Consider the following 18,538-nt stretch of genomic DNA (forward strand, 5'->3'; position numbering starts at 1 on the left):
AACATGCAAGGAGGTTAATTCCTAAACGGAGTTAATCTCCTTTTCTTGTACAGAAGGGAAGGATATAATTATGTTATAGACCCAATGACAGAAGTAAAGGATGCTAAAGTTGCTTTCTATTTAGTTTATCTGTTTGGCAAGACTCTGGAAATATGCCCCGCAAGAGGAAAAGTGGTTGATAGAAGCTATCATACCACAAATAATAGTTCAAAATGGTCTAAAGGGGGCTAATATAATCCGTATTACAGGAATCTTTATTTATCATTACGCTGGTTAGGGAGGTACTGAAGAAAATGCTAATTAGAGAAATCAAACGATCAGATGCAGAGCCATTCGCTAAATTGATAAATCAAGTGGAACAGGAAGCGCAATATATTCTGTGGGAGCCTGGAGAAAGAGAAGTAAACACTTCCAGTCAATCAAATGTTATAGAAGATTTTTTAAATAAAGGAAACGCAACAATATTTGTGGCAGAAGAGGAAAAACTGACAGGATATATAATGGCAATAGGCGGAAATGCCAATAGAAATAAGCATACCGTTTATATCGTTATCGGTGTGCTGAATAAATTTAGAGCGCAAGGGATTGGCAGTTTGCTCATAAATAAATTAGTAGAATGGGCCAATGAACACGCCATACATAGGCTCGAATTAACTGTAGTAACAAAAAATAAACACGCTATATCATTATATGAGAAAATGGGTTTTGAAGTGGAAGGAACAAAAAAAGATTCTTTAAGGATTAATGGAGAATTTATCGATGAGTATTATATGGCGAAGCTTTTATAACTAATTGTAAGGAACACTTACCCAAAACCTCCCAATTAAATGTAAACATGTGTTAAACTGGTAGACATATGAAAAGACGGTGAGGTTTATGTAAATGGGGAAAATCATAAGAAGATCCATAATAATTATTAGTATAATATTGCTGCTGCCAGAAATTTTTGCAATTATAATTGGTTTAATTCCAGTAAAGATTCCAGACAACATAAAAAATAAAATAGCAGCTGGCGAGGCAGTCCATTATAAAATCGATCAAAGCTTTTCTTTGAATAATCAAACGCTTTATCTTAAACATTTGATTTTAATGAAAGGTAATACAACGATCATTTATAAAGTGAAATCTGCCGAGACAGGATGGCATTTCTCTTCCTCGAGATTACAATTAAAAGATGAAAAAGGCAACGTCTATGCTTATAATGGTGCAAGGAGTACTGGTAATAGTAAAATGACCAGTAATGTTTCTGGTTTTGAACCTATTCCATTAGGTGCACAAAGTGTCTTTGTTCAATATAAATGGTATGATCGCTTCTTTGAAATAGAAATCCCTCTGAACGGAGAGGAGGGTAAGTGATGAAAGAGTGGAATTGGCAATCAGTTATCGAGTGGATAGTGGCTATGCTATTACTATGTGTAAGCTTATTTTTTTCGTCTTTTTTTGAACATATACATTTTTCTGCTGAAGAGGCAATGAAGCAATCGGAGAAAACGTTTGATTATGGTCCTTCAGAAATCTCGGAAGTAAGAGACTTCGAGAATATGAGATTTTATTTAGGGAAGTATAAAGATTGGTTTTCTCTCACTTCTGTAAAAAGGAATTACGGTTTTCTGTGGAGTTTCGACTCTGATGTCGGCGGTGTCCCGATAGATGAGTCCGAGGCCATTTCCTATGGACAATCAGGTTCACAGGCAGGGGATGCAGTCGTGTATAGTTGTTATGGTATTAAAAATAATCCACAAGTTACAGATATAGAAGTGGATGTACATACAGAAGAGCAACAAACGAATAAAAAAGCGGAAGATGATATCCAGACATATCGAGACCAGGTGAATGATGAGGGTATGTTTCTCATTAATTGGGAAGCCAAGAACTCATTTATAGTAGCAATAAGAGGTTTAGATAAAAATGGTAAGATATTATATCAGGAAAAACTAAATTAGTGCCTAGAAGAGACCTCTAAGCACTAATTTCATCTTAATACGGTCCTGGTCCGCAGTATGGTCCTGGACAATACGGTGGATAAGGCGGTCCATAAGGTTGACCGTATGGTGGATAGTTATAATAAGGCGGGTATGGATATGGCCCTGGAGGTCCTGCTAACTCTCCTCCCAAGAAGCCAAGGCCAAATCCTAACAACCCAGCGCCTAGTGGTCCGATTGGTCCGAAGAATCGTTCATCTTGATACGGCTGTTGTGGATGGCGAAAATGAGGTGGTGCCATCTCGAACTGGTGATGATGCATAATGCATTCTCCTCTCTGACTGGATTCTTTCATCACTTGATAGTAGCCTATGCAACGGGTACAATTTAGGATAGGGGTATTCACCTATTTTTATAAAAATAAAGTGAGACTTTAATTAGCGGGAGTTTTGATCCCCACTGATTGCTAGCTAAACTTATCAGGAAATTATCGTCCGTTTATCCCCCGCTTAGCTTCTTATTTATCTTTCGAATCTTGAGGTGGGGGGGTATTTCGGACGGTTAGCGCCGTGATAAAATATGTAAAGAGGATGGTAGTTTCATTGAAAATTATTGAAAAAACATTGGTAAAATGGGATGAAGCGTATTTACATGAAGAATGTCCAAGCTTGACACCATATTTAATCGATGGTGAGCAAGATGCACCAATTATAGTAGTAGTTCCTGGTGGTGGATATGGACATCGAGCGTACCACGAAGGAGAACCAGTGGCAAAATGGTTAAACGAAAATGGTTATCATGCCTGTGTGTTGCGCTATCAAGTTGCACCGATTAAAGATCAAGAGACCATTCTTCAGGCACAAGAAGCAATCATAACTGTTAAATCGAAGCGTAAAGAATGGGGCTTATCTGGAAATAATAAAGTCGGGGTATTAGGTTTTTCTGCTGGTGGTCATTTAACGGCTGTCATAAGTAACCGTTATCAAGCTGTACAGAACTTGAACTCCAGACCTGATTTTCAAATCCTTTGCTATCCAGTGATTACAATGGGGGAATTTACTCACGAAGGAAGCAGAGATAATTTACTCGGACCTGGTGCTGCCTCAGAATTGATTGACTCTTATTCGTGTGAGAAAATGGTACATAGTGAGACACCGCCAGCATTTATTTGGTCAACGGCGAATGATCAGTCAGTTATATCAATGAACAGTTTGCATTATGCAGATGCACTACAACGTTATCAGATTCCTTATGAACTGCATATTTATCAGGATGGCCGACATGGTTTAGGCCTTGCAGATGACCATAATTATACGAAAGACTGGAAGAATGCATGTCTCAGATGGTTATCAGGTTATATAGCAGAAAGTGGTGAGTAAATTGACAAAGGTTAAAATGCTTGTCCAATCAACTTATAATAAAGAATTATTACGGGCAGGCAAAGTATATGAGGTTAATAATGAAACAGCACATCGCTGGCAAGTAAGCAGAATTGCAGAGATCGTAGAAGAAGAGAAACAGCAGGACTAAACTGTTTCCAACAGCTTTCGGAATTTACGCCGGAAGCTTTCTTTTTGTTCCTCAGTAAATTTTTTCGGCCCTTTCGTTCGTTGTCCCGCTTTTCTAGCTTTTGCATTGAGGTGTCGTTCCTGAAGCATGCGATCGATTTTTTCCTTGGTGTAACGAAAACCGATATGATGCATCACGTAACTCCCTTTTGGTAAACATAATGCTGCGAGGCCATAATCTTGAGTAATCACAACATCATCATGACTAACCATTCTAACAATTTGGTAATCTGCTGCATCTGCACCATCATCTACATATTTCACTTCGACATGCTTTGGGTAGTCTTTCATCGAGAAATGGCTGTAGCTTCTAACTAAGACAACATTGAGATCATACTTTCCTGCTTCTTCTATAATGATATCTACGACCGGACAAGCGTCTGCATCGACAAATATTTTCATCATACCGCTCCTTTTTCTATAAACAGTGTATCAATAGTATAGCAAAATGACATAAATTATAGTATGATTTTCTTAGTATAAAAGGAAAGTAAGGGAAATAAATGAAAAGATATCTAGAAGAACATCGAGATGAAATGCTTCAGTTATTAGAGAAATTAGTGAATATCGATAGTGGTTCTTATGATAAAGAAGGAGTCAATCAGGTCGGTTATCTTCTTCGTGACATATATCAGCAACTAGGCTTTCACGTCCTTAAAGTAGAACAGTCTGATCACGGAAACCACTTTATCATTAGCAAAAATGCAAATCCATCACAAGCAACCATTTTAATTCTTGCTCATATGGATACCGTTTTTGAAAAAGGTACGGCCGGTACGAGACCCTTTAAGGTTGAGGGAAATCGGGCATATGGTCCAGGTGTGATTGATATGAAAGCAAGTCTCGTATCCGTCATTTATGCGGTCAAAGCATTGCTTCATAGTCAGAACGATGCTTGTGCAAAAGTAGAAATTTTATTAACGAGTGATGAAGAAATTGGTTCACCGACCTCTAGAGCGCTCATTGAACAACACGCCATTGGCAAAAAATTTGCACTCGTTATGGAGCCAGCCCGCAAAAACGGAGCGATCGTGTCAGCCAGAAGAGGCAAAGGACAATATACATTAGAGGTGATCGGGAAAGCAGCCCATTCAGGAATCGAACCGGAAAAGGGTAGAAGTGCAATTGAGGAATTGGCATATAAGATTATTCAATTGTATGAGATCACTGATGAAGAAGAGGGCATCCATGTTAATGTCGGCTTAATCGAAGGTGGTACGTCAGTTAATACTGTATCTGACCATGCTACTGCACAAATCGATGTGCGATTCCGTACACAGGAACAGGCACAAGAAATCAAAGAACAAATGGCTGCGATCATTGCCAGTACAGAAGTAGATGGAACCAAAGTCAAATTAGAAGGTGATATTAATCGTCCACCTATGGAGAAAACAGAACAAACCGAAAAGCTGTTACGTATTATAAAGCGAGTGGGCGATGAGTTAGACTTATTTATTAAGGACACGGAAACAGGTGGTGGATCGGACGCTTCGTTCACCTCAGCACTCAGTATTCCAACGGTTGATGGTTTGGGTCCGGTAGGTGGAAGAGCTCATCGTGAAAGTGAATATCTTGAATTAGATTCATTCGTACCGCGCACCTTATTGTTAGCTCATGTCATTAAGGAGTTAGCAACCTATTAATGGGATAAGTCTATCAGTCCGCTTTTTCAATTGCGGGCTTTTATTTTTAACGGAAACAAAGGATGCTTCCACGACTATTTCCGTGTTATTTGTTATATATAACGTCGGAAGGGCTTATTGTCTCCGTAGTACTCCTTTATTATCTGATAAGAAATAGCCGACTGAACAAGTAAAAGGAGAGAGAGTAATGGAAGTGAGACGTTTAACTGAAAAAGAAGCAGTACCTATGGAATTACTGATAGAAGCAGATCCGTCTCCAAACCATGTCCTAAAGTATGTAGAGAATGGCGAATGTTATGTATTGGAACGTGACCAAAAGGTAATCGGTGTATATCTGTTAATATCGACAGGGAATCTTACGGTTGAATTAGTGAATATCGCTATTGCAATAAACTATCGTGGTCAAGGTATTGGGAAGCGATTGGTACTGGATGCTATCCAGCGAGCAAAAAAATCTGGATACAAGTCGATTGAAGTTGGAACTGGCAACTCAAGCATAAATCAACTAGCACTTTATCAAAAATGTGGATTTAGATTAGATACCATTGATAAAGATTTTTTTATACGAAACTACCGACAGGAAATTTACGAAAATGGTATTAGGTGCACCGATATGATTCGGCTAAGGCTGAATTTTTAATGGGAATGTCTAAAAACAGGAATTCAGTGAGACATCACGATGGAATGAATTCAGTTAAATGGATAAAAGGTGGTGTGTCGATCATGAGAAAATGTCTAATCGCCATTCTAGTTCTGCTTATCATAGCAATTTTATTTGAAATACAACCATTACTGCAACTCTTTCAGGATGCCTATACAAATCTAAGTCAACTATTAGGCCCGATTATATTAGGATTTATTATCACTGGCATTGTTTTTATAGGCATACTGAGAAAGTAACAAGTATCTGTATTGCAATGTTTCTGATGAAATGGTAATATATACAAAATTAATAATGACATACATTGATGAGAAGAGTAAATAAAGGCCATTCATATAAGAGAGCCCCAGTTGCTGAAAAGGGGTATGTATGACTTTATCGAAACAAGCCTCTGAGTATCGCGTTGGATTTCCTTAAAAATGATGGCGTGACAGGAGCTCCTGTTACAGAGCTAGAGTATATGCAGAAAGTTGCTGTACTTGAAGAGGTTAATATAGTGATATATTAACAAATTTGGGTGGTACCACGATTAAATCTCGTCCCTAAGACACAGTCTTGGGGGCGAGATTTTTTTATTGTTTAAGAGGTTGTTCAAAAAGTCATCAAATGATAAGCAGCGAATCTCTTCGTTGGTTTGCGAGTCCGCTTCTCACGTATTCATACCATACGTTCCGATGCTCCTCGCTGCACCGCCTTGACCTTCTTGCTTCTAATTTGTCGACTTTTTGAACACGCACTTTAAAAGAATAGTCATTAACAGGGGGGATCTACATGAAACATTATGCATTTCTTTTACTATTAGGTATTGGTATTTCAAATATTGGCGAATGGATTTACTTTCTCGCTTTAAACTTGATTGTATTAGATATGACTTCCTCGCCACTAGCAGTCACTGGATTATACTTAATGAAAACTATCGCAACGTTATTGACAAATCTTTGGGCTGGAAGTTTGATAGATCGATTAAATAAGCGTCATCTAATGATATGTCTTGATTTATTTAGAGCACTGGTAATTTTTTTATTACTATTCACAAAGGATCTTACCACCATTTATTCAGCTGTACTTATCGTCAACATGTCAAACGCAATATTCGAACCAGTATCGATCACTTACATGACGAAATTAATACCAGACACCAGCAGACAACAATTTAATTCTATTTTAAGTTTAGTGACATCGGGTGCATTCTTTATCGGGCCAGCGATCTCAGGTCTACTATTCTTAATAAGTGACCCAGCAATGGCGATACTCATCAATGCAGTAGCATTATTATTTTCAGGTATGATCACTTGGATGCTGCCAAACGTAGACATGGATCAAAGGAAAGATTCTATGAATAAGACATTTTCCTCAAAGTTATTAAGAGAAGATTGGCATACGGTGTTCACATTCAGTCAGAAACATAAGCACATTATGGGTATTTATTTACTAAGCAGCTGTGTTATGGTCATTCTGCCGAGTGGGATTGATTCTCTCGAAGTTTCTTTTACCAAAGTGGTACTGTCCTTATCTAATAGTGAATATAGTATCCTGGTATCCATTGCTGGCATGGGAATTGTCGTTGGAGCAATCATTAATACACTTATTGGCAGAAAAGTCGCTATATATATTTTAATTGGGGCTGGCACGATCCTTGTTTCCATCGGGTACATCATCTATGCTTATTCTAGTTCATTCGTGTCGGCATCGGTTGGATTTTTTAGTCTCGCATTTTTCATTTCCTTTGCAAATACAGGCATCCTTACTTATTTTCAATATAATATTCCGGTATATATGATGGGGAGAATTGCAAGTATGTTTCAATTTCTTGAGGCTGTCCTCATTATGATGGTTACTACTTTAATAGGTGTTGCAGCCGAAAAAGTTTCTATCCAAATCAGCGTGCAATTAGGAGGATGGATGATGACATTATTGGCCATAATCTTAGTATGGAGTATGTATAAAGGATTCTCCTATGCTAAATGGCAAGAATAATACACTTGAAACGTAAGCAAATAGCCCCAGCGGTTCATTACACCGCTGGGGCTAAAAAGTGTTCTTACTCGATTTCCAAATAATCGATCAATGCATCCCATTGCCCGTTATCACTCGTAACTACGAGCTCAATTTCCTGATTACCAGTTCCATGAGAGACATTGTCTAAAGTGTAAACAGCAGGATAGTTATCACCAAAATAAAAAGTACCTTTTGTCTGGCCGCCAATTTTTAAATCAACTCTTGCCATGTTCGAATTATTGGAGGCACCTCTTAGTGAAAAACTATGCGTACCACTGGCAAAATATTGCCTGTATTTAACGGAATCATTGTTGCCGTATAAACCGACTCCGTTAAAAGGGGAGTTGATAGTGCCAGTATACTGGCCACTTTTTGTCATGTTCTCTGTTTCAACTCTGGTAATGCTGCCGCTTCCGTCACCGCCATCAGAATTGCCTCCGACTGTTAGTGTATTACTGTATACATTAGCCGTACCGCTGCTTTGATAGCCCTCTACAGTAAGTGCTACTTCATGCATATTTCCCATTTCCATGCCTAAGCTTTCCCATTTTTTAAAATGCTCACTGACCGAAATGGTCCCGCTCGTACGTTTTGTTCTGCGCACACTCCAATATTGCTGGAATGTAGCTGTTCCCTCTATGGACGGCTGGTTCGTTCTGGTTGTTTCATATATGTCATATGTTCCACCATCGACGGTAATAGTACCTTTAGCAGTTGCTCCAGGTGGACGCCAATCGCCCCAGCTATCGACAATATAATATTCTACCAGTGGATCTACCGTCCAGCCATAAACACACAAGTAGGAGTTGCCGTTTGGCTGGTATGTTGCTCCATAATTTATCGAGATATTGCCAATTTGCTGATGGGTCTGTGTCTGATCAAACTTTTTCCCTTTACGGAACAATATGTTATTAATGTTACTCCATTCCGCACTAAACGCTCCACCACTATTAAGCGTCATACTGCCTGAACCGCCACTGTCCTTCCAGAATTCATAATCATAGCCATCATGAGTACCTGTATCGTTGCTTGTTACTGCGCCATGTACATTCACTGCTGGAATCAACAGGAAAAAGCAAAGAAATGTGGTAATAAGGTAGCGTATTTTATACTGTTTCACTCCGAATTCCTCCTTATTTTATAAAAGTATTATTTTGCAGTAGACCCGTTCCACCTCCTTTAAAAATGATAACGCTTACTCAACGTTTCGAGTTAAGCATAACGAATGTTTACAAGGAAAGAAATATCCAATCTTCATGATCTTTAGTTTATAAACCATTCTCTAAATTTTTTGCAGTTAGTAGAAAAGGATATTCTACTTACAAAATTGTCTATTTGTGTTAATGGGTATAAAATATTCCATGAAACATGTTATACTGTAAATAATGAGGGGGAATACAGGATGAAGCCGAATGCTCTATTAAAGAAAAAGCCTAAAAAGAAGCGTTCTCAATTGCCTATTCGTTTAAATATATTATTTGCCTTTGTTTTTCTGATTTTTTCATTATTAATTGTTCAGTTAGGTATTGTGCAAATATTGAATGGGGAAGAAGCTCAGCGGGAAATTAATGAGACCGCTAATACACCTACAGAAAAAGCTGTACCAAGAGGGAAAATGTACGACAGCAATTATGATTTAATTTTAGATAACGAACCTGTGAAAGCAATTACATACACACCGCCTAAGAACGGTGAGTCTGCAGAAGACCTGCTAACATTAGCCGAAGAATTAGCAGCGTATATTACGATAATCAAAGATGAAGAAGAATTAACAGAATCGATCAGCGAACGAGATAAAAAAGAATATTGGTATCTTGAAAATCGTGACACAGTAGCTGACAGGTTAACAAAAGATGAAAAGGCACTGGACAGTAGTGAACAATATAAGGTGGAACTGAAGAAGATTACACAGAAAGATTTAGATAAAATAGACTGGACTACTGATCTGTTAAACGTTATTGCGATCAAAAAAGAACTTGCCTCTGCTTATGAACTATCACCACATATCGTCGTTAATGAAGGGTTAACCGATGAAGAGTATGCCAAAGTAGCAGAAAACCTCTATCATCTTGATGGAATCAATGCGATGATCGACTGGGAAAGAAAAAACATGTATGAAAATACGATCAGCTCCTTTATCGGTGGTATCTCTACTTCTGAACAAGGAATTCCACGAGATAACAGTCAATATTACTTATCAAACGGCTATACGTGGAATGATCGTGTCGGTGAAAGTGGATTAGAACAGGAATATGAACATGTTCTAAGAGGAAGAAAAGAAAAAATTAACTATACAACGAATGCGGATGGGAATGTCATTAGTTCAGAAGTTGTTGTGGAAGGGCAGAGAGGGAAAGATCTTGTCTTGACTACAGATATGGAATTTCAGCAAGAAGTAGATAAGATTGTGAAAGAAGAACTGGAAACAGCGATTCATAATTCTGCAAGTAACAATGGTTATTTAAAGGATGCATTAGCCGTTGTAATGAATCCACAAACCGGTGATATTCTTGCAATGTCCGGATTCCGTTATGATCGTGAGACAAATGAGTTTATGAACCAAGCATACCGGACAGTTTATGATGCACATGAGCCAGGTTCATCTATAAAAGGGGCGACCTTGCTGGCTGGATATCAGGAAGGTGTGGTTGGCATTGGTTCGACACTGGTGGATGCACCGATAAAAATTAAAGGTTCTAAATCATTCTCTTCTCACGGTGCATCAATGGGCTCTATATCAGATTTGACTGCTATCGAACGATCGTCTAACGTGTACATGGCAAAAATAGCTATTAAAATTGGAAATGGTGTTTATCGGCAAAATGAACCATTAAATATTAATGTACAGGAAACGTTTGATACGATGAGAAATTATTACAGTCAATTTGGTCTAGGTGTTAAGACGGGGATTGATTTACCATATGAAGCAACAGGTTTAACAGGCATACCCAGTACGGAAAATTTAATGCATTTAGCTATTGGGCAATACGATACCTATACAACATTACAGTTAGCCCAATATGTATCTACCATTGCAAATGATGGTTACCGTATGAAACCTCGACTAGTAAAAGAAATAAGAGAACCTAGTGCTGAGGGGGATACTCCTGGTAAAATCATTCAATCATTAGAACCGGAAGTTTTAAATAGAGTAGAAATGGATCAAACGTACATCGAGAGAGTACAAGAGGGATTTAGAAGAGTGTATGCTGGTTCTCGAGGAACAGCAAGGGGCCAGTGGGCTGGTTTTCCTTATGAAATGGCTGGGAAGACCGGTACTGCAGAAAAACCACAGTTTAAAATGATAAATGATGAACCAGTTCAGGTTGCAGATACAGACAATCTAGCACTAATTGGCTATACGCCACTAGATGAACCAGAAGTTGCCTTTGCCATCATGGTACCTGAAAATGGAACTGGGAATGGAAGACATCAAATTCACCATGCAATCGGTAAACGAATTATTAAAACATACTACGAAATGAAAGATAATCAACAAACAGAAGAAGATGAAGAGTAAAAAGGGCTACAACGTTAGCTCTTTTTTCTTTTACTGCAATCTGTTATAAGTGAACCTAAAGATATCAAATGTTATACTAATAAAGGTATAGAAAAATCGTAAACAAGAAACAAAAGAAGAGGGATTTAAATGGCGTTGGAAATTCAAAATGAAGTACTAAAGGTTGAAATTGCGAAACAAGGAGCAGAGATACGTAAAGTAAAGCACATAGAAAACAGATTAGACTATATGTGGACTGGAGATAGTACCTATTGGGGGCGGATTTCTCCGGTATTATTTCCGATTGTAGGTAGATTAAAAGAAGATCAGTATCAGCTTAATGGAGAGACATATTCCATGTCACAACATGGATTCCTGAGAGATGTGGAATTTGACTTGGATAAACATACTACAAACAGTATTTCGTTCGTATTTCACTCTGATGGACAATTCCGTCATCTGTATCCGTATGAATTTACAGCATACATACATTATTCGTTAAAGGGTGAATCACTAGCTGTTCGCTGGGAAATCATCAACAAAAATGATGAGAAGATGTATTTTTCAATCGGGGCTCATCCTGCATTCCGAGTACCTCTGATGGAAGAGGAAACAATGGAAGACTACAGTTTGCATTTCACACCTGCTGCAAATAAAGAAGTAATGGAATATGAGCTGAAGGATGCATTGATTCATGAAAAGGGATTTGCTAATGATATATCTGCTATTCCGCTTTCTGATTCATTATTTAAAAACGATGCACTCGTGTACAGTAATATCGACAAGATGAAACTTGTTTCTAACAAAACAGAACATGGTATTGAAGTCCTTTTTGAGAACTTCCCATTTGTAGGGGGTTGGTCACCGTATGGAGAAGACGGAAAAATAGCACCGTTTGTATGTATTGAACCTTGGTATGGCATAGCCGATACCTATGATACCACTGGAGACATGGAGAAGAAGTTAGGAGTACAAACACTTGAACAAGGCGAAACCTTCAACTCGGAGTATCAAATTACATTTTATTAAATTGAAAAACAATGTTATGTTTACTTTTGTATAAAAAACTTGCCCTCTCTATTGTGTAAAACAGAGGGGCAAGTTTTTTAATATTTTAAGGCTTCCTGCACCTTCTAACATGAATAGCCGTGTCCAGCTATAGGTCATGAAACTTGGCGCTGCTTCTTCATTATCCTGCATAATAATTTTTTTGTAAGAAATGAAGTTCATGTTGCAGGAGTGTCATTTCCTGTTCATTTAAAGGAACAAGTGGTAATCTTACTTCTCCAACGTCAACACCAAACATGCCAAGAGCTGATTTGACAGGTGCGGGACTTGGAGCCATGAACATCGATTGCATAATAGGTACCAAGTACTGGTGCAATTCTTGGGCACGTATAATATTTCCAGTTTGGCACGCTGTGACCATCTCATTCATTTCATTGCCAATAATGTGAGATGAAACAGATACGATGCCTGCAGCGCCAATCGCTACCGCTGGTAATGTTAGTGTGTCGTCTCCTGAATATAAGGAAAAATCCTCATTGGTTTCGCGAATAATTTTTGTCATTGCATCTAAATTGCCGCTAGCTTCTTTAACAGAAACAATATTCTCGATCTTCGCCAGTTCAATAATTGTTTCTGGATTAACATTGACACTTGTTCTTCCTGGTATGTTATAGAGCATAACTGGTAATGTTGTCGCCTCTGCAATCACTTTGAAATGCTGATACAAGCCTTCCTGAGAAGGTTTGTTATAGTACGGTGCAACTAATAGCACACCGTCAGCGCCGATTGTTTCTGCTTTTTTTGTTAATTCAACCGATTCCTGCGTGTTGTTAGAGCCTGTACCAGCAATTACTGGCACACGTCGATTAACGATTTTTACTACAAATTTTATTAATGAAATTTTCTCTTCTTTTGACAAGGTAGGGGATTCACCCGTGGTTCCCGCAACTACAATTGCGTCTGTTCCATTTTGTAATAAGTAATTAATTAATCGTTCTGCTTTGTTATAATCAATTTGGCCTTGCTGATCAAAAGGCGTCACCATTGCCGTTAAAATACGTCCGAAATTCATTATAATCCACCTCTATTCAAAGATTTAAAACAATTGAGACATTCCATTGAATAGAGGGTATCTCATCCCCAATTAAAAAGATGCAACAATGTAGATAGCTATCATTGTTGCATCTTGAATGATTGGATTCGATGCGTGAGATAGCCCTCCATATAGTTGTTCACTATATGACAGCCCAGCATTTATTTAATGATGGACCAGTAATAACAGCTGATGTCTGCTCTCATTACTTCGGCAAATTCCCCTTTCCATAATCATCACAGGAACATCTTCCTCCGATTATGTACTATTGGTTTTTGCACCTCTATTCTCACTTCAATAAAAAATTGAAGTAAAATATTAAATTGTTTTATGTTGCTTATCACTATAACAAAAATCGAGCTGAATTGCAATGGTGATTTTAAAATTCACATAATAATATAATTTTAAAATTCGACTTTTTTAAATATTTTTGTTACTTTCTCCCTTTTTATTCGTTTTATATATGGAGGGGCGAGCAAATGATGGAATCGATTGATCGTATTTATAACTTATATTTTCATGATATATACCGGTTTTTGCTCTCCTAAGTAAAGATCACCATACAGCGGAGGATCTGGTGCAAGAGACGTTCTTTCGTGCTTACTTAAATGTTGAGCATTATGAAGGAGACACGATCAAATCGTGGCTGTTCTCTGTAGCATATCGGGTTTATATCGATTATTACCGTAAACATAAGCGGATGGTAGTTAAAGAACAAGGATTTTTTACATCTATTTTTGACAAAAAGAAAGTATTGTTAGATTCTCTTATAAAAAAAGAAGAAATTGAAGAGATTGTTACTTTACTAGAAAGCTTGCCTGATAAACATAAATACGCAGTGCTACTCCATGATTTCCATGGACTGTCGCAAAGAGAAGCGGCACAGGTTATGAAAATCCAGCAAAGTCATTTCAAAGTATTGTTATTTAGAGGTAGGTCGGCGATCAGAAAAAGAAAGGCGGGAGAAAATGACGGATGAATTTAAGAAAAAGTTAGAAGCATATGAGAAAGGCGAATTATCCGAGGATGAATTGGATGCATTTGAAGAAGAGTTAGACAAGATTGAAAAATACCAAGAGCATCTTCAAGAGAATGATTACGAAACGCTTGAGCACAAGGTAAATCCAGATAAAAGTAAAAAGCAAAAAAAAAATAATGCGCCGTGGGAAATGGAAAGCAAGATTTCAAACTGCACTGGTTGCAATTGGGTTATTTATTGCATTCACAATAATTGCGATAATTTTTACGGCCATTTATTATTCATGGGGAAAACCGGATCGCCTGGAAGTTTACAGAAATATCATTGACCATACACTGACGATAACAGATCCTTACGGTTATATGGGAGCAACAAGTATGCACACAAAGACATATTTTGGTTTAGAAGCGACGAGAGAGCAAAATAAGATAGTAGGACATGAGCGGATTATGGTTGGTGAATGGCAAGTAAATTTCCTCTTTTCCTCCATGTCTCTGCCGGAGGAAGAGAATTATGGAAGACAGTCTCAGGAGCAACCTGCCTTTGCCTTTCCTGGATTAGGCACCAGGGGTATGTCTGATTGGAATCAATTAGAGAATTTGTCCGAAGGTACGGTTGTCTCAGGTTATGTATCTTTTTCAGAACTACTGGAAACAAAAGAAGTGTTTGATTTGTTGGAAGGGAAGAATATAGACTTACTATGGTTGGCAGTAGATACAGGTGGAGAAGACAAAGTTCCAACTAAGGGTACTATCTTCGATCCAATCGGATTCCCTAGCTTTCCTATTTGGCATGATGATGATTTTATTGTAACGGAACATTCGGAAGAAGATAGTGGATGGCTTGGAGGTAAAGTAGTTTCTGAAAGTGCGGTGTCACCAGAATATGAAGAAGGTGATTATGCTGTTTTGCATGAACAATTTATAAAAACGTTGAAATTTTTAAAACAACATGAAAATAAAGCCGATAAATTAGTGTGGGGCGAGCTTAATATTAGTGAAAGACTAAATTATCTTGAAGAACACGGTTTTCAGCATTATGGAGCAGTTATTACAGGCCCGACTAAAGAAATACTAAAACTGCAGAACGACGATTCTATAGCTGAATTAGAAGTAGATGAAGTCGCGTTTTGGAACTGGAATGAACAGTAACGATTATTATATTTCTTCCATCAACTGAGTTCTTTTACATTCGTTGCTTTTTGCATGGAATTTATATTATACGCTTATGTGAACCATAAATGACAAGCTCACTAATGACACACAACAATTCTAACAAATAAACGTAAAAAGGGAGGGATTTGAATGGATTCTGCAAATCAAAACAGCAAAGCTTGGGACAAAAAAGTGGAAGATGGGTCTAGATATACACAAGCTGTAAGTAGGGAAATGATTGCAAAAAGCAAATCCGGTGAATGGGAAATAACTGTAACTACTGAAAAAGCGGTACCTAGGGATTGGTTTCCGAAAACGTTGTCTGGCTTGAAGGTTCTTTGCTTAGCTTCTGGAGGTGGCCAACAAGGACCGATATTAGCTGCAGCTGGCGCAGAGGTAACCGTTACAGATATATCTGAAAAGCAATTACAACAAGACGAAATGGTAGCAAACCGCGATGGACTTACTTTAAACACGGTCCAGGGAGATATGTCCGACCTCAGCGATTTCGAAGATCAATATTTTGATATGGTTGTAAATCCGGTTTTAAATTTATTTGTCAATGATGTACGTACGGTGTGGAATGAGATTGCACGAGTGTTAAAAGATAAAGGTGTTTTAATTGCAGGCTTTACAAACCCGTTATTATGGATTTTTGATGATGAGCAAGAAAGAGAAGGTATATTAGATGTTCAGCATTCTATACCGTCTTGCACATTAGATTATTTGCCAGAGGACAATATCGCAGACTATATTCATTCCGATCAGACAATCGAATACGCCCATACATTAGAAGACCAAATGCAAGGACAAATAGATGCAGGATTTGCGATAACTGGTTTTTATGAAGATGATTTTGGTGGCAGCAGAATATTGGACAAATATATTAAAACTTTTATCGCTACAAGAGCTGTAAAGTATACTATCAGTTAAATAATTACTTATATCACTACCCGCAATACTCCCACTGATAGAATTCTCACTTTATTAAAAAATATGGTACGATTTACATGAGGGTATTGTGCTTATAACGAAAGGAGATAAGAAATTGACCAAAGAAATAGAAATGTCGCCTGAGAAGTGTGAAACATTGCTCGGTGTGTTAAAAGACCGCTTCGAGAAAAATATGGAACGCCATCAAGGGTATACTTGGGATAAAATTAAAGCAAAACTGGAAGCTGATTCGGATAAAATGTGGTCACTGAATAAAATGGAAGAAACTGGTGGGGAACCGGATGTTGTTGAATATGATGAACACACGGATGCATACCTATTTATTGACTGTTCTGCAGAAAGTCCAAAAGGTCGCAGAAGCATTTGTTATGATCGCGAAGCATTGGAATCCAGGAAAAAACATAAACCTGAAAACACTGCAATGGATATGGCTAATGAAATGGGTATTGTGCTCTTAACGGAAGAACAATACCGAAAATTGCAAAAGCTTGGAGAATTTGATAAGAAAACATCGAGCTGGGTGAAAACACCTGAGAAAATAAGAAATCATGGCGGTGCAATTTTTTGTGACCGACGTTATGATACCGTGTTTACTTATCATAATGGAGCAGATTCCTATTATGCCGCCAGAGGTTTCCGAGGGGCACTAAAAGTCTGAGTAATGAAAGTTAGTGTAACAATACTCGCGATCCAGCGATTTTGTTACACTATCCCCTTTTTTATCAGTCAACAAAGGTATTAAAGTGCAGTCACAGCAGTAATCACATTGAACATAAATTTTAGTTCATATAATATGGATTATGTCAACAAAGACTGTATTGCCAAATGGTCATTTTGATATCGTTTATCTGCTTAGCAAAGCTCCGGAAATAGGCTCCGCGTCCTGTGGGGCACGGCTTCAGCTAACTTAGGAAAGAAAATTCTTTTCCTAAGTGGATCTTCAGCTCGCGCTGATCCCACGGGAGTCTCCGCCTATTTCCTACGCTTATGGGAAGTGCTACAACTTACGGTACAGCTAAAAGCAGTAGTTCTAGGCATTATGTTATTCAAAAGCTGTTATTTATGGTGCAATCAATATGGCTGCTTGGCTAGCGATGGCTAGTTGACATAATCCATATTATAGGAAGTTGTTTATTAATTAAGTCAATGAGGACCGGGCGGTTTAAGCCCGGTTTTTCTGATAAGTCAAGAAAGTATAAATTTTAGGCTATATGATGTTCGCTGACAGAAACGGCCACGTCCGGCTCCAGCGCCCAGAGACTAGGCGACTTCGCGAAATCGCCCTACGATAAGTCATCATCGATTCGCAAGCTCACCGTGATTCCTTTATCTCAGTTGATTCGCTCCACTCGCTACGTCTCTAAACGGGCGCTTGCGCCTTTGTTCAATCTACATATCATGCGATTTATTATGCTTTTGTCTGGAGTGCTTCTGGTTCTTTACTTTATGAGAGCCTGCCATCGGTTCTCCGTATGGTTGAGTAGGGCTTTTCGGTAAATCAGGTTGTTCAGATTGCTTTGGACCTTTTCGGTTTTTTGCCATTGTATTCATCCTCCTTCGTTAGTTCAGTGAATTAGCATATTTAATAAACGATTCCTCATTTTCAATTAAACCACATACACCACACTGTATTCTCTGGTTAGGCCCGTTGTAGGCGATATGAAAAATCTCCAGTGGTTCATTTTCGTAATCATTTATTATTTCTCCTGTTTCCATGTCTAATTTCACTGGCTTTGCTATTTGTTCAATTACATTAAAGCGCGACCGATTTGTTTTACATTTCGGACACTTATAAGGCTGAGTCAATTATAATTCCTCCATTACTTTTTATAGTAAGTCTTCGATTTTGATAAATGTTTATCTTTATTTTCTCTAATTCGTTCTAAATTATGCGAGACCAAAATTGATTAGCGATCCTATATTTTGCACAAAATAAAATGAGTCGATCCACATGTAAAGCAACCAGGAATTCACGAAGGCAATTTAATCGGTAAGGTAGATAAATACAAGAAGGAGTCAATAACATGAATGATTATAAAAAAGGATCCGCTATCAAGAA

22 protein-coding genes, 1 riboswitch and 1 other annotated feature are annotated in these 18,538 nt (G+C 38.0%); of the genes, 16 read left to right on the forward strand and 6 right to left on the reverse strand.

All coding sequences use genetic code 11. From position 1 onward, the window contains the following. Positions 1–293: 293 nt before the first annotated feature. From MUN87_RS02380 to MUN87_RS02390, 3 genes are all read left to right on the forward strand, one after another. Positions 294–788: a GNAT family N-acetyltransferase gene (locus tag MUN87_RS02380; protein ID WP_244745991.1), complete on the forward strand. Its 495-nt coding sequence runs from the start codon at positions 294–296 to the stop codon at positions 786–788. A 94-nt stretch (positions 789–882) separates the two neighbouring features. Continuing rightward, on the forward strand, positions 883–1,356 hold the full coding sequence (locus tag MUN87_RS02385) for a DUF5643 domain-containing protein (protein WP_244745993.1): 474 nt from the start codon (positions 883–885) through the stop codon (positions 1,354–1,356). Beyond that, the gene (locus MUN87_RS02390; protein ID WP_244745995.1) at positions 1,356–1,943 is read left to right on the forward strand and encodes a hypothetical protein; all 588 of its coding nucleotides are present in this window, start codon (positions 1,356–1,358) and stop codon (positions 1,941–1,943) included. Before MUN87_RS02385 ends, MUN87_RS02390 begins: the two co-directional genes overlap by 1 nt. Before the next feature lie 34 nt (positions 1,944–1,977). On the opposite strand, the gene MUN87_RS02395 is transcribed toward MUN87_RS02390, so the two are convergent. After that, positions 1,978–2,244, reverse strand: coding sequence for a hypothetical protein (locus tag MUN87_RS02395; RefSeq protein WP_244745997.1), 267 nt, complete (start codon positions 2,242–2,244; stop codon positions 1,978–1,980). A gap of 280 nt (positions 2,245–2,524) precedes the next feature. Here MUN87_RS02395 and MUN87_RS02400 point away from each other — a divergent pair, with 280 nt between their 5' ends. Then, positions 2,525–3,301 (forward strand): alpha/beta hydrolase, encoded by a 777-nt coding sequence (locus tag MUN87_RS02400; RefSeq protein ID WP_244745999.1) that lies wholly within the window; start codon positions 2,525–2,527, stop codon positions 3,299–3,301. Position 3,302: 1 nt separating this feature from the next. After that, positions 3,303–3,452 (forward strand): hypothetical protein, encoded by a 150-nt coding sequence (locus MUN87_RS02405; RefSeq protein WP_244746000.1) that lies wholly within the window; start codon positions 3,303–3,305, stop codon positions 3,450–3,452. Here MUN87_RS02405 and MUN87_RS02410 read toward each other — a convergent pair. Beyond that, positions 3,449–3,892 (reverse strand): YaiI/YqxD family protein, encoded by a 444-nt coding sequence (locus tag MUN87_RS02410; protein ID WP_244747856.1) that lies wholly within the window; start codon positions 3,890–3,892, stop codon positions 3,449–3,451. The two genes, MUN87_RS02405 and MUN87_RS02410, sit on opposite strands and share 4 nt — an antisense overlap. Positions 3,893–3,993: 101 nt before the next feature. Between MUN87_RS02410 and MUN87_RS02415 the strand changes: the two genes are divergently transcribed. From MUN87_RS02415 to MUN87_RS02430, 4 genes are all read left to right on the forward strand, one after another. Next, positions 3,994–5,133: a M20 family metallopeptidase gene (locus tag MUN87_RS02415; RefSeq protein ID WP_244746002.1), complete on the forward strand. Its 1,140-nt coding sequence runs from the start codon at positions 3,994–3,996 to the stop codon at positions 5,131–5,133. 187 nt (positions 5,134–5,320) lie between these two features. Further along, on the forward strand, positions 5,321–5,773 hold the full coding sequence (locus MUN87_RS02420; RefSeq protein WP_244746003.1) for a GNAT family N-acetyltransferase: 453 nt from the start codon (positions 5,321–5,323) through the stop codon (positions 5,771–5,773). 83 nt (positions 5,774–5,856) lie between these two features. Then, on the forward strand, positions 5,857–6,033 hold the full coding sequence (locus MUN87_RS02425) for a hypothetical protein (protein WP_244746005.1): 177 nt from the start codon (positions 5,857–5,859) through the stop codon (positions 6,031–6,033). Positions 6,034–6,089: 56 nt separating this feature from the next. Continuing rightward, positions 6,090–6,341 (forward strand) — a binding site (T-box leader). Positions 6,342–6,565: 224 nt separating this feature from the next. Beyond that, positions 6,566–7,771 (forward strand): MFS transporter, encoded by a 1,206-nt coding sequence (locus tag MUN87_RS02430; protein WP_244746007.1) that lies wholly within the window; start codon positions 6,566–6,568, stop codon positions 7,769–7,771. 64 nt (positions 7,772–7,835) lie between these two features. Here MUN87_RS02430 and MUN87_RS02435 read toward each other — a convergent pair whose 3' ends face one another. Continuing rightward, positions 7,836–8,912, reverse strand: coding sequence for a glycoside hydrolase family 11 protein (locus tag MUN87_RS02435; protein ID WP_244746009.1), 1,077 nt, complete (start codon positions 8,910–8,912; stop codon positions 7,836–7,838). A 282-nt stretch (positions 8,913–9,194) separates the two neighbouring features. On the opposite strand from MUN87_RS02435, the gene MUN87_RS02440 reads away from it, so the two are divergent. Then, the gene (locus MUN87_RS02440; RefSeq protein ID WP_244746011.1) at positions 9,195–11,312 is read left to right on the forward strand and encodes a peptidoglycan D,D-transpeptidase FtsI family protein; all 2,118 of its coding nucleotides are present in this window, start codon (positions 9,195–9,197) and stop codon (positions 11,310–11,312) included. A gap of 129 nt (positions 11,313–11,441) precedes the next feature. Continuing rightward, positions 11,442–12,320, forward strand: a complete 879-nt coding sequence (locus MUN87_RS02445) for an aldose 1-epimerase family protein (protein WP_244746013.1) — start codon at positions 11,442–11,444, stop codon at positions 12,318–12,320. Positions 12,321–12,480: 160 nt separating this feature from the next. Here MUN87_RS02445 and dapA read toward each other — a convergent pair whose 3' ends face one another. Continuing rightward, positions 12,481–13,371, reverse strand: a complete 891-nt coding sequence (gene dapA / locus MUN87_RS02450) for a 4-hydroxy-tetrahydrodipicolinate synthase (RefSeq protein ID WP_244746015.1) — start codon at positions 13,369–13,371, stop codon at positions 12,481–12,483. Positions 13,372–13,504: 133 nt separating this feature from the next. After that, positions 13,505–13,686: riboswitch (Lysine riboswitch) on the reverse strand. 283 nt (positions 13,687–13,969) lie between these two features. Between dapA and MUN87_RS02455 the strand changes: the two genes are divergently transcribed. The 5 genes from MUN87_RS02455 to MUN87_RS02475 all read left to right on the forward strand — a co-directional run bounded on the left by MUN87_RS02455 (position 13,970) and on the right by MUN87_RS02475 (position 17,137). Next, positions 13,970–14,371, forward strand: a complete 402-nt coding sequence (locus MUN87_RS02455; RefSeq protein ID WP_244746017.1) for a sigma-70 family RNA polymerase sigma factor — start codon at positions 13,970–13,972, stop codon at positions 14,369–14,371. Continuing rightward, positions 14,361–14,699 carry an Asp-tRNA(Asn)/Glu-tRNA(Gln) amidotransferase subunit GatC gene (locus MUN87_RS02460; RefSeq protein ID WP_244748065.1) on the forward strand — a complete coding sequence of 113 codons (339 nt, stop codon included), beginning with the start codon at positions 14,361–14,363 and terminating at the stop codon, positions 14,697–14,699. The genes MUN87_RS02455 and MUN87_RS02460 overlap by 11 nt, the downstream gene beginning before the upstream one ends. Beyond that, positions 14,596–15,522, forward strand: a complete 927-nt coding sequence (locus MUN87_RS02465) for an anti-sigma factor (protein WP_244747857.1) — start codon at positions 14,596–14,598, stop codon at positions 15,520–15,522. Before MUN87_RS02460 ends, MUN87_RS02465 begins: the two co-directional genes overlap by 104 nt. 153 nt (positions 15,523–15,675) lie before the next feature. Continuing rightward, the gene (locus MUN87_RS02470; RefSeq protein WP_244746019.1) at positions 15,676–16,458 is read left to right on the forward strand and encodes a class I SAM-dependent methyltransferase; all 783 of its coding nucleotides are present in this window, start codon (positions 15,676–15,678) and stop codon (positions 16,456–16,458) included. Positions 16,459–16,591: 133 nt separating this feature from the next. Next, positions 16,592–17,137, forward strand: a complete 546-nt coding sequence (locus tag MUN87_RS02475; protein ID WP_244747859.1) for a DUF4256 domain-containing protein — start codon at positions 16,592–16,594, stop codon at positions 17,135–17,137. Between the two features lie 731 nt (positions 17,138–17,868). Here MUN87_RS02475 and MUN87_RS02480 read toward each other — a convergent pair. Both MUN87_RS02480 and MUN87_RS02485 read right to left on the reverse strand, forming a co-directional pair. Next, positions 17,869–18,021, reverse strand: coding sequence for a small acid-soluble spore protein P (locus MUN87_RS02480; protein WP_244746021.1), 153 nt, complete (start codon positions 18,019–18,021; stop codon positions 17,869–17,871). A gap of 18 nt (positions 18,022–18,039) precedes the next feature. Then, positions 18,040–18,285: a DNA alkylation repair protein gene (locus MUN87_RS02485; RefSeq protein ID WP_244746023.1), complete on the reverse strand. Its 246-nt coding sequence runs from the start codon at positions 18,283–18,285 to the stop codon at positions 18,040–18,042. Between the last annotated feature and the right edge of the window lie 253 nt (positions 18,286–18,538).

It is taken from the genome of Gracilibacillus salinarum (genome assembly GCF_022919575.1).
Lineage (GTDB): Bacteria > Bacillota > Bacilli > Bacillales > Amphibacillaceae > Gracilibacillus > Gracilibacillus salinarum.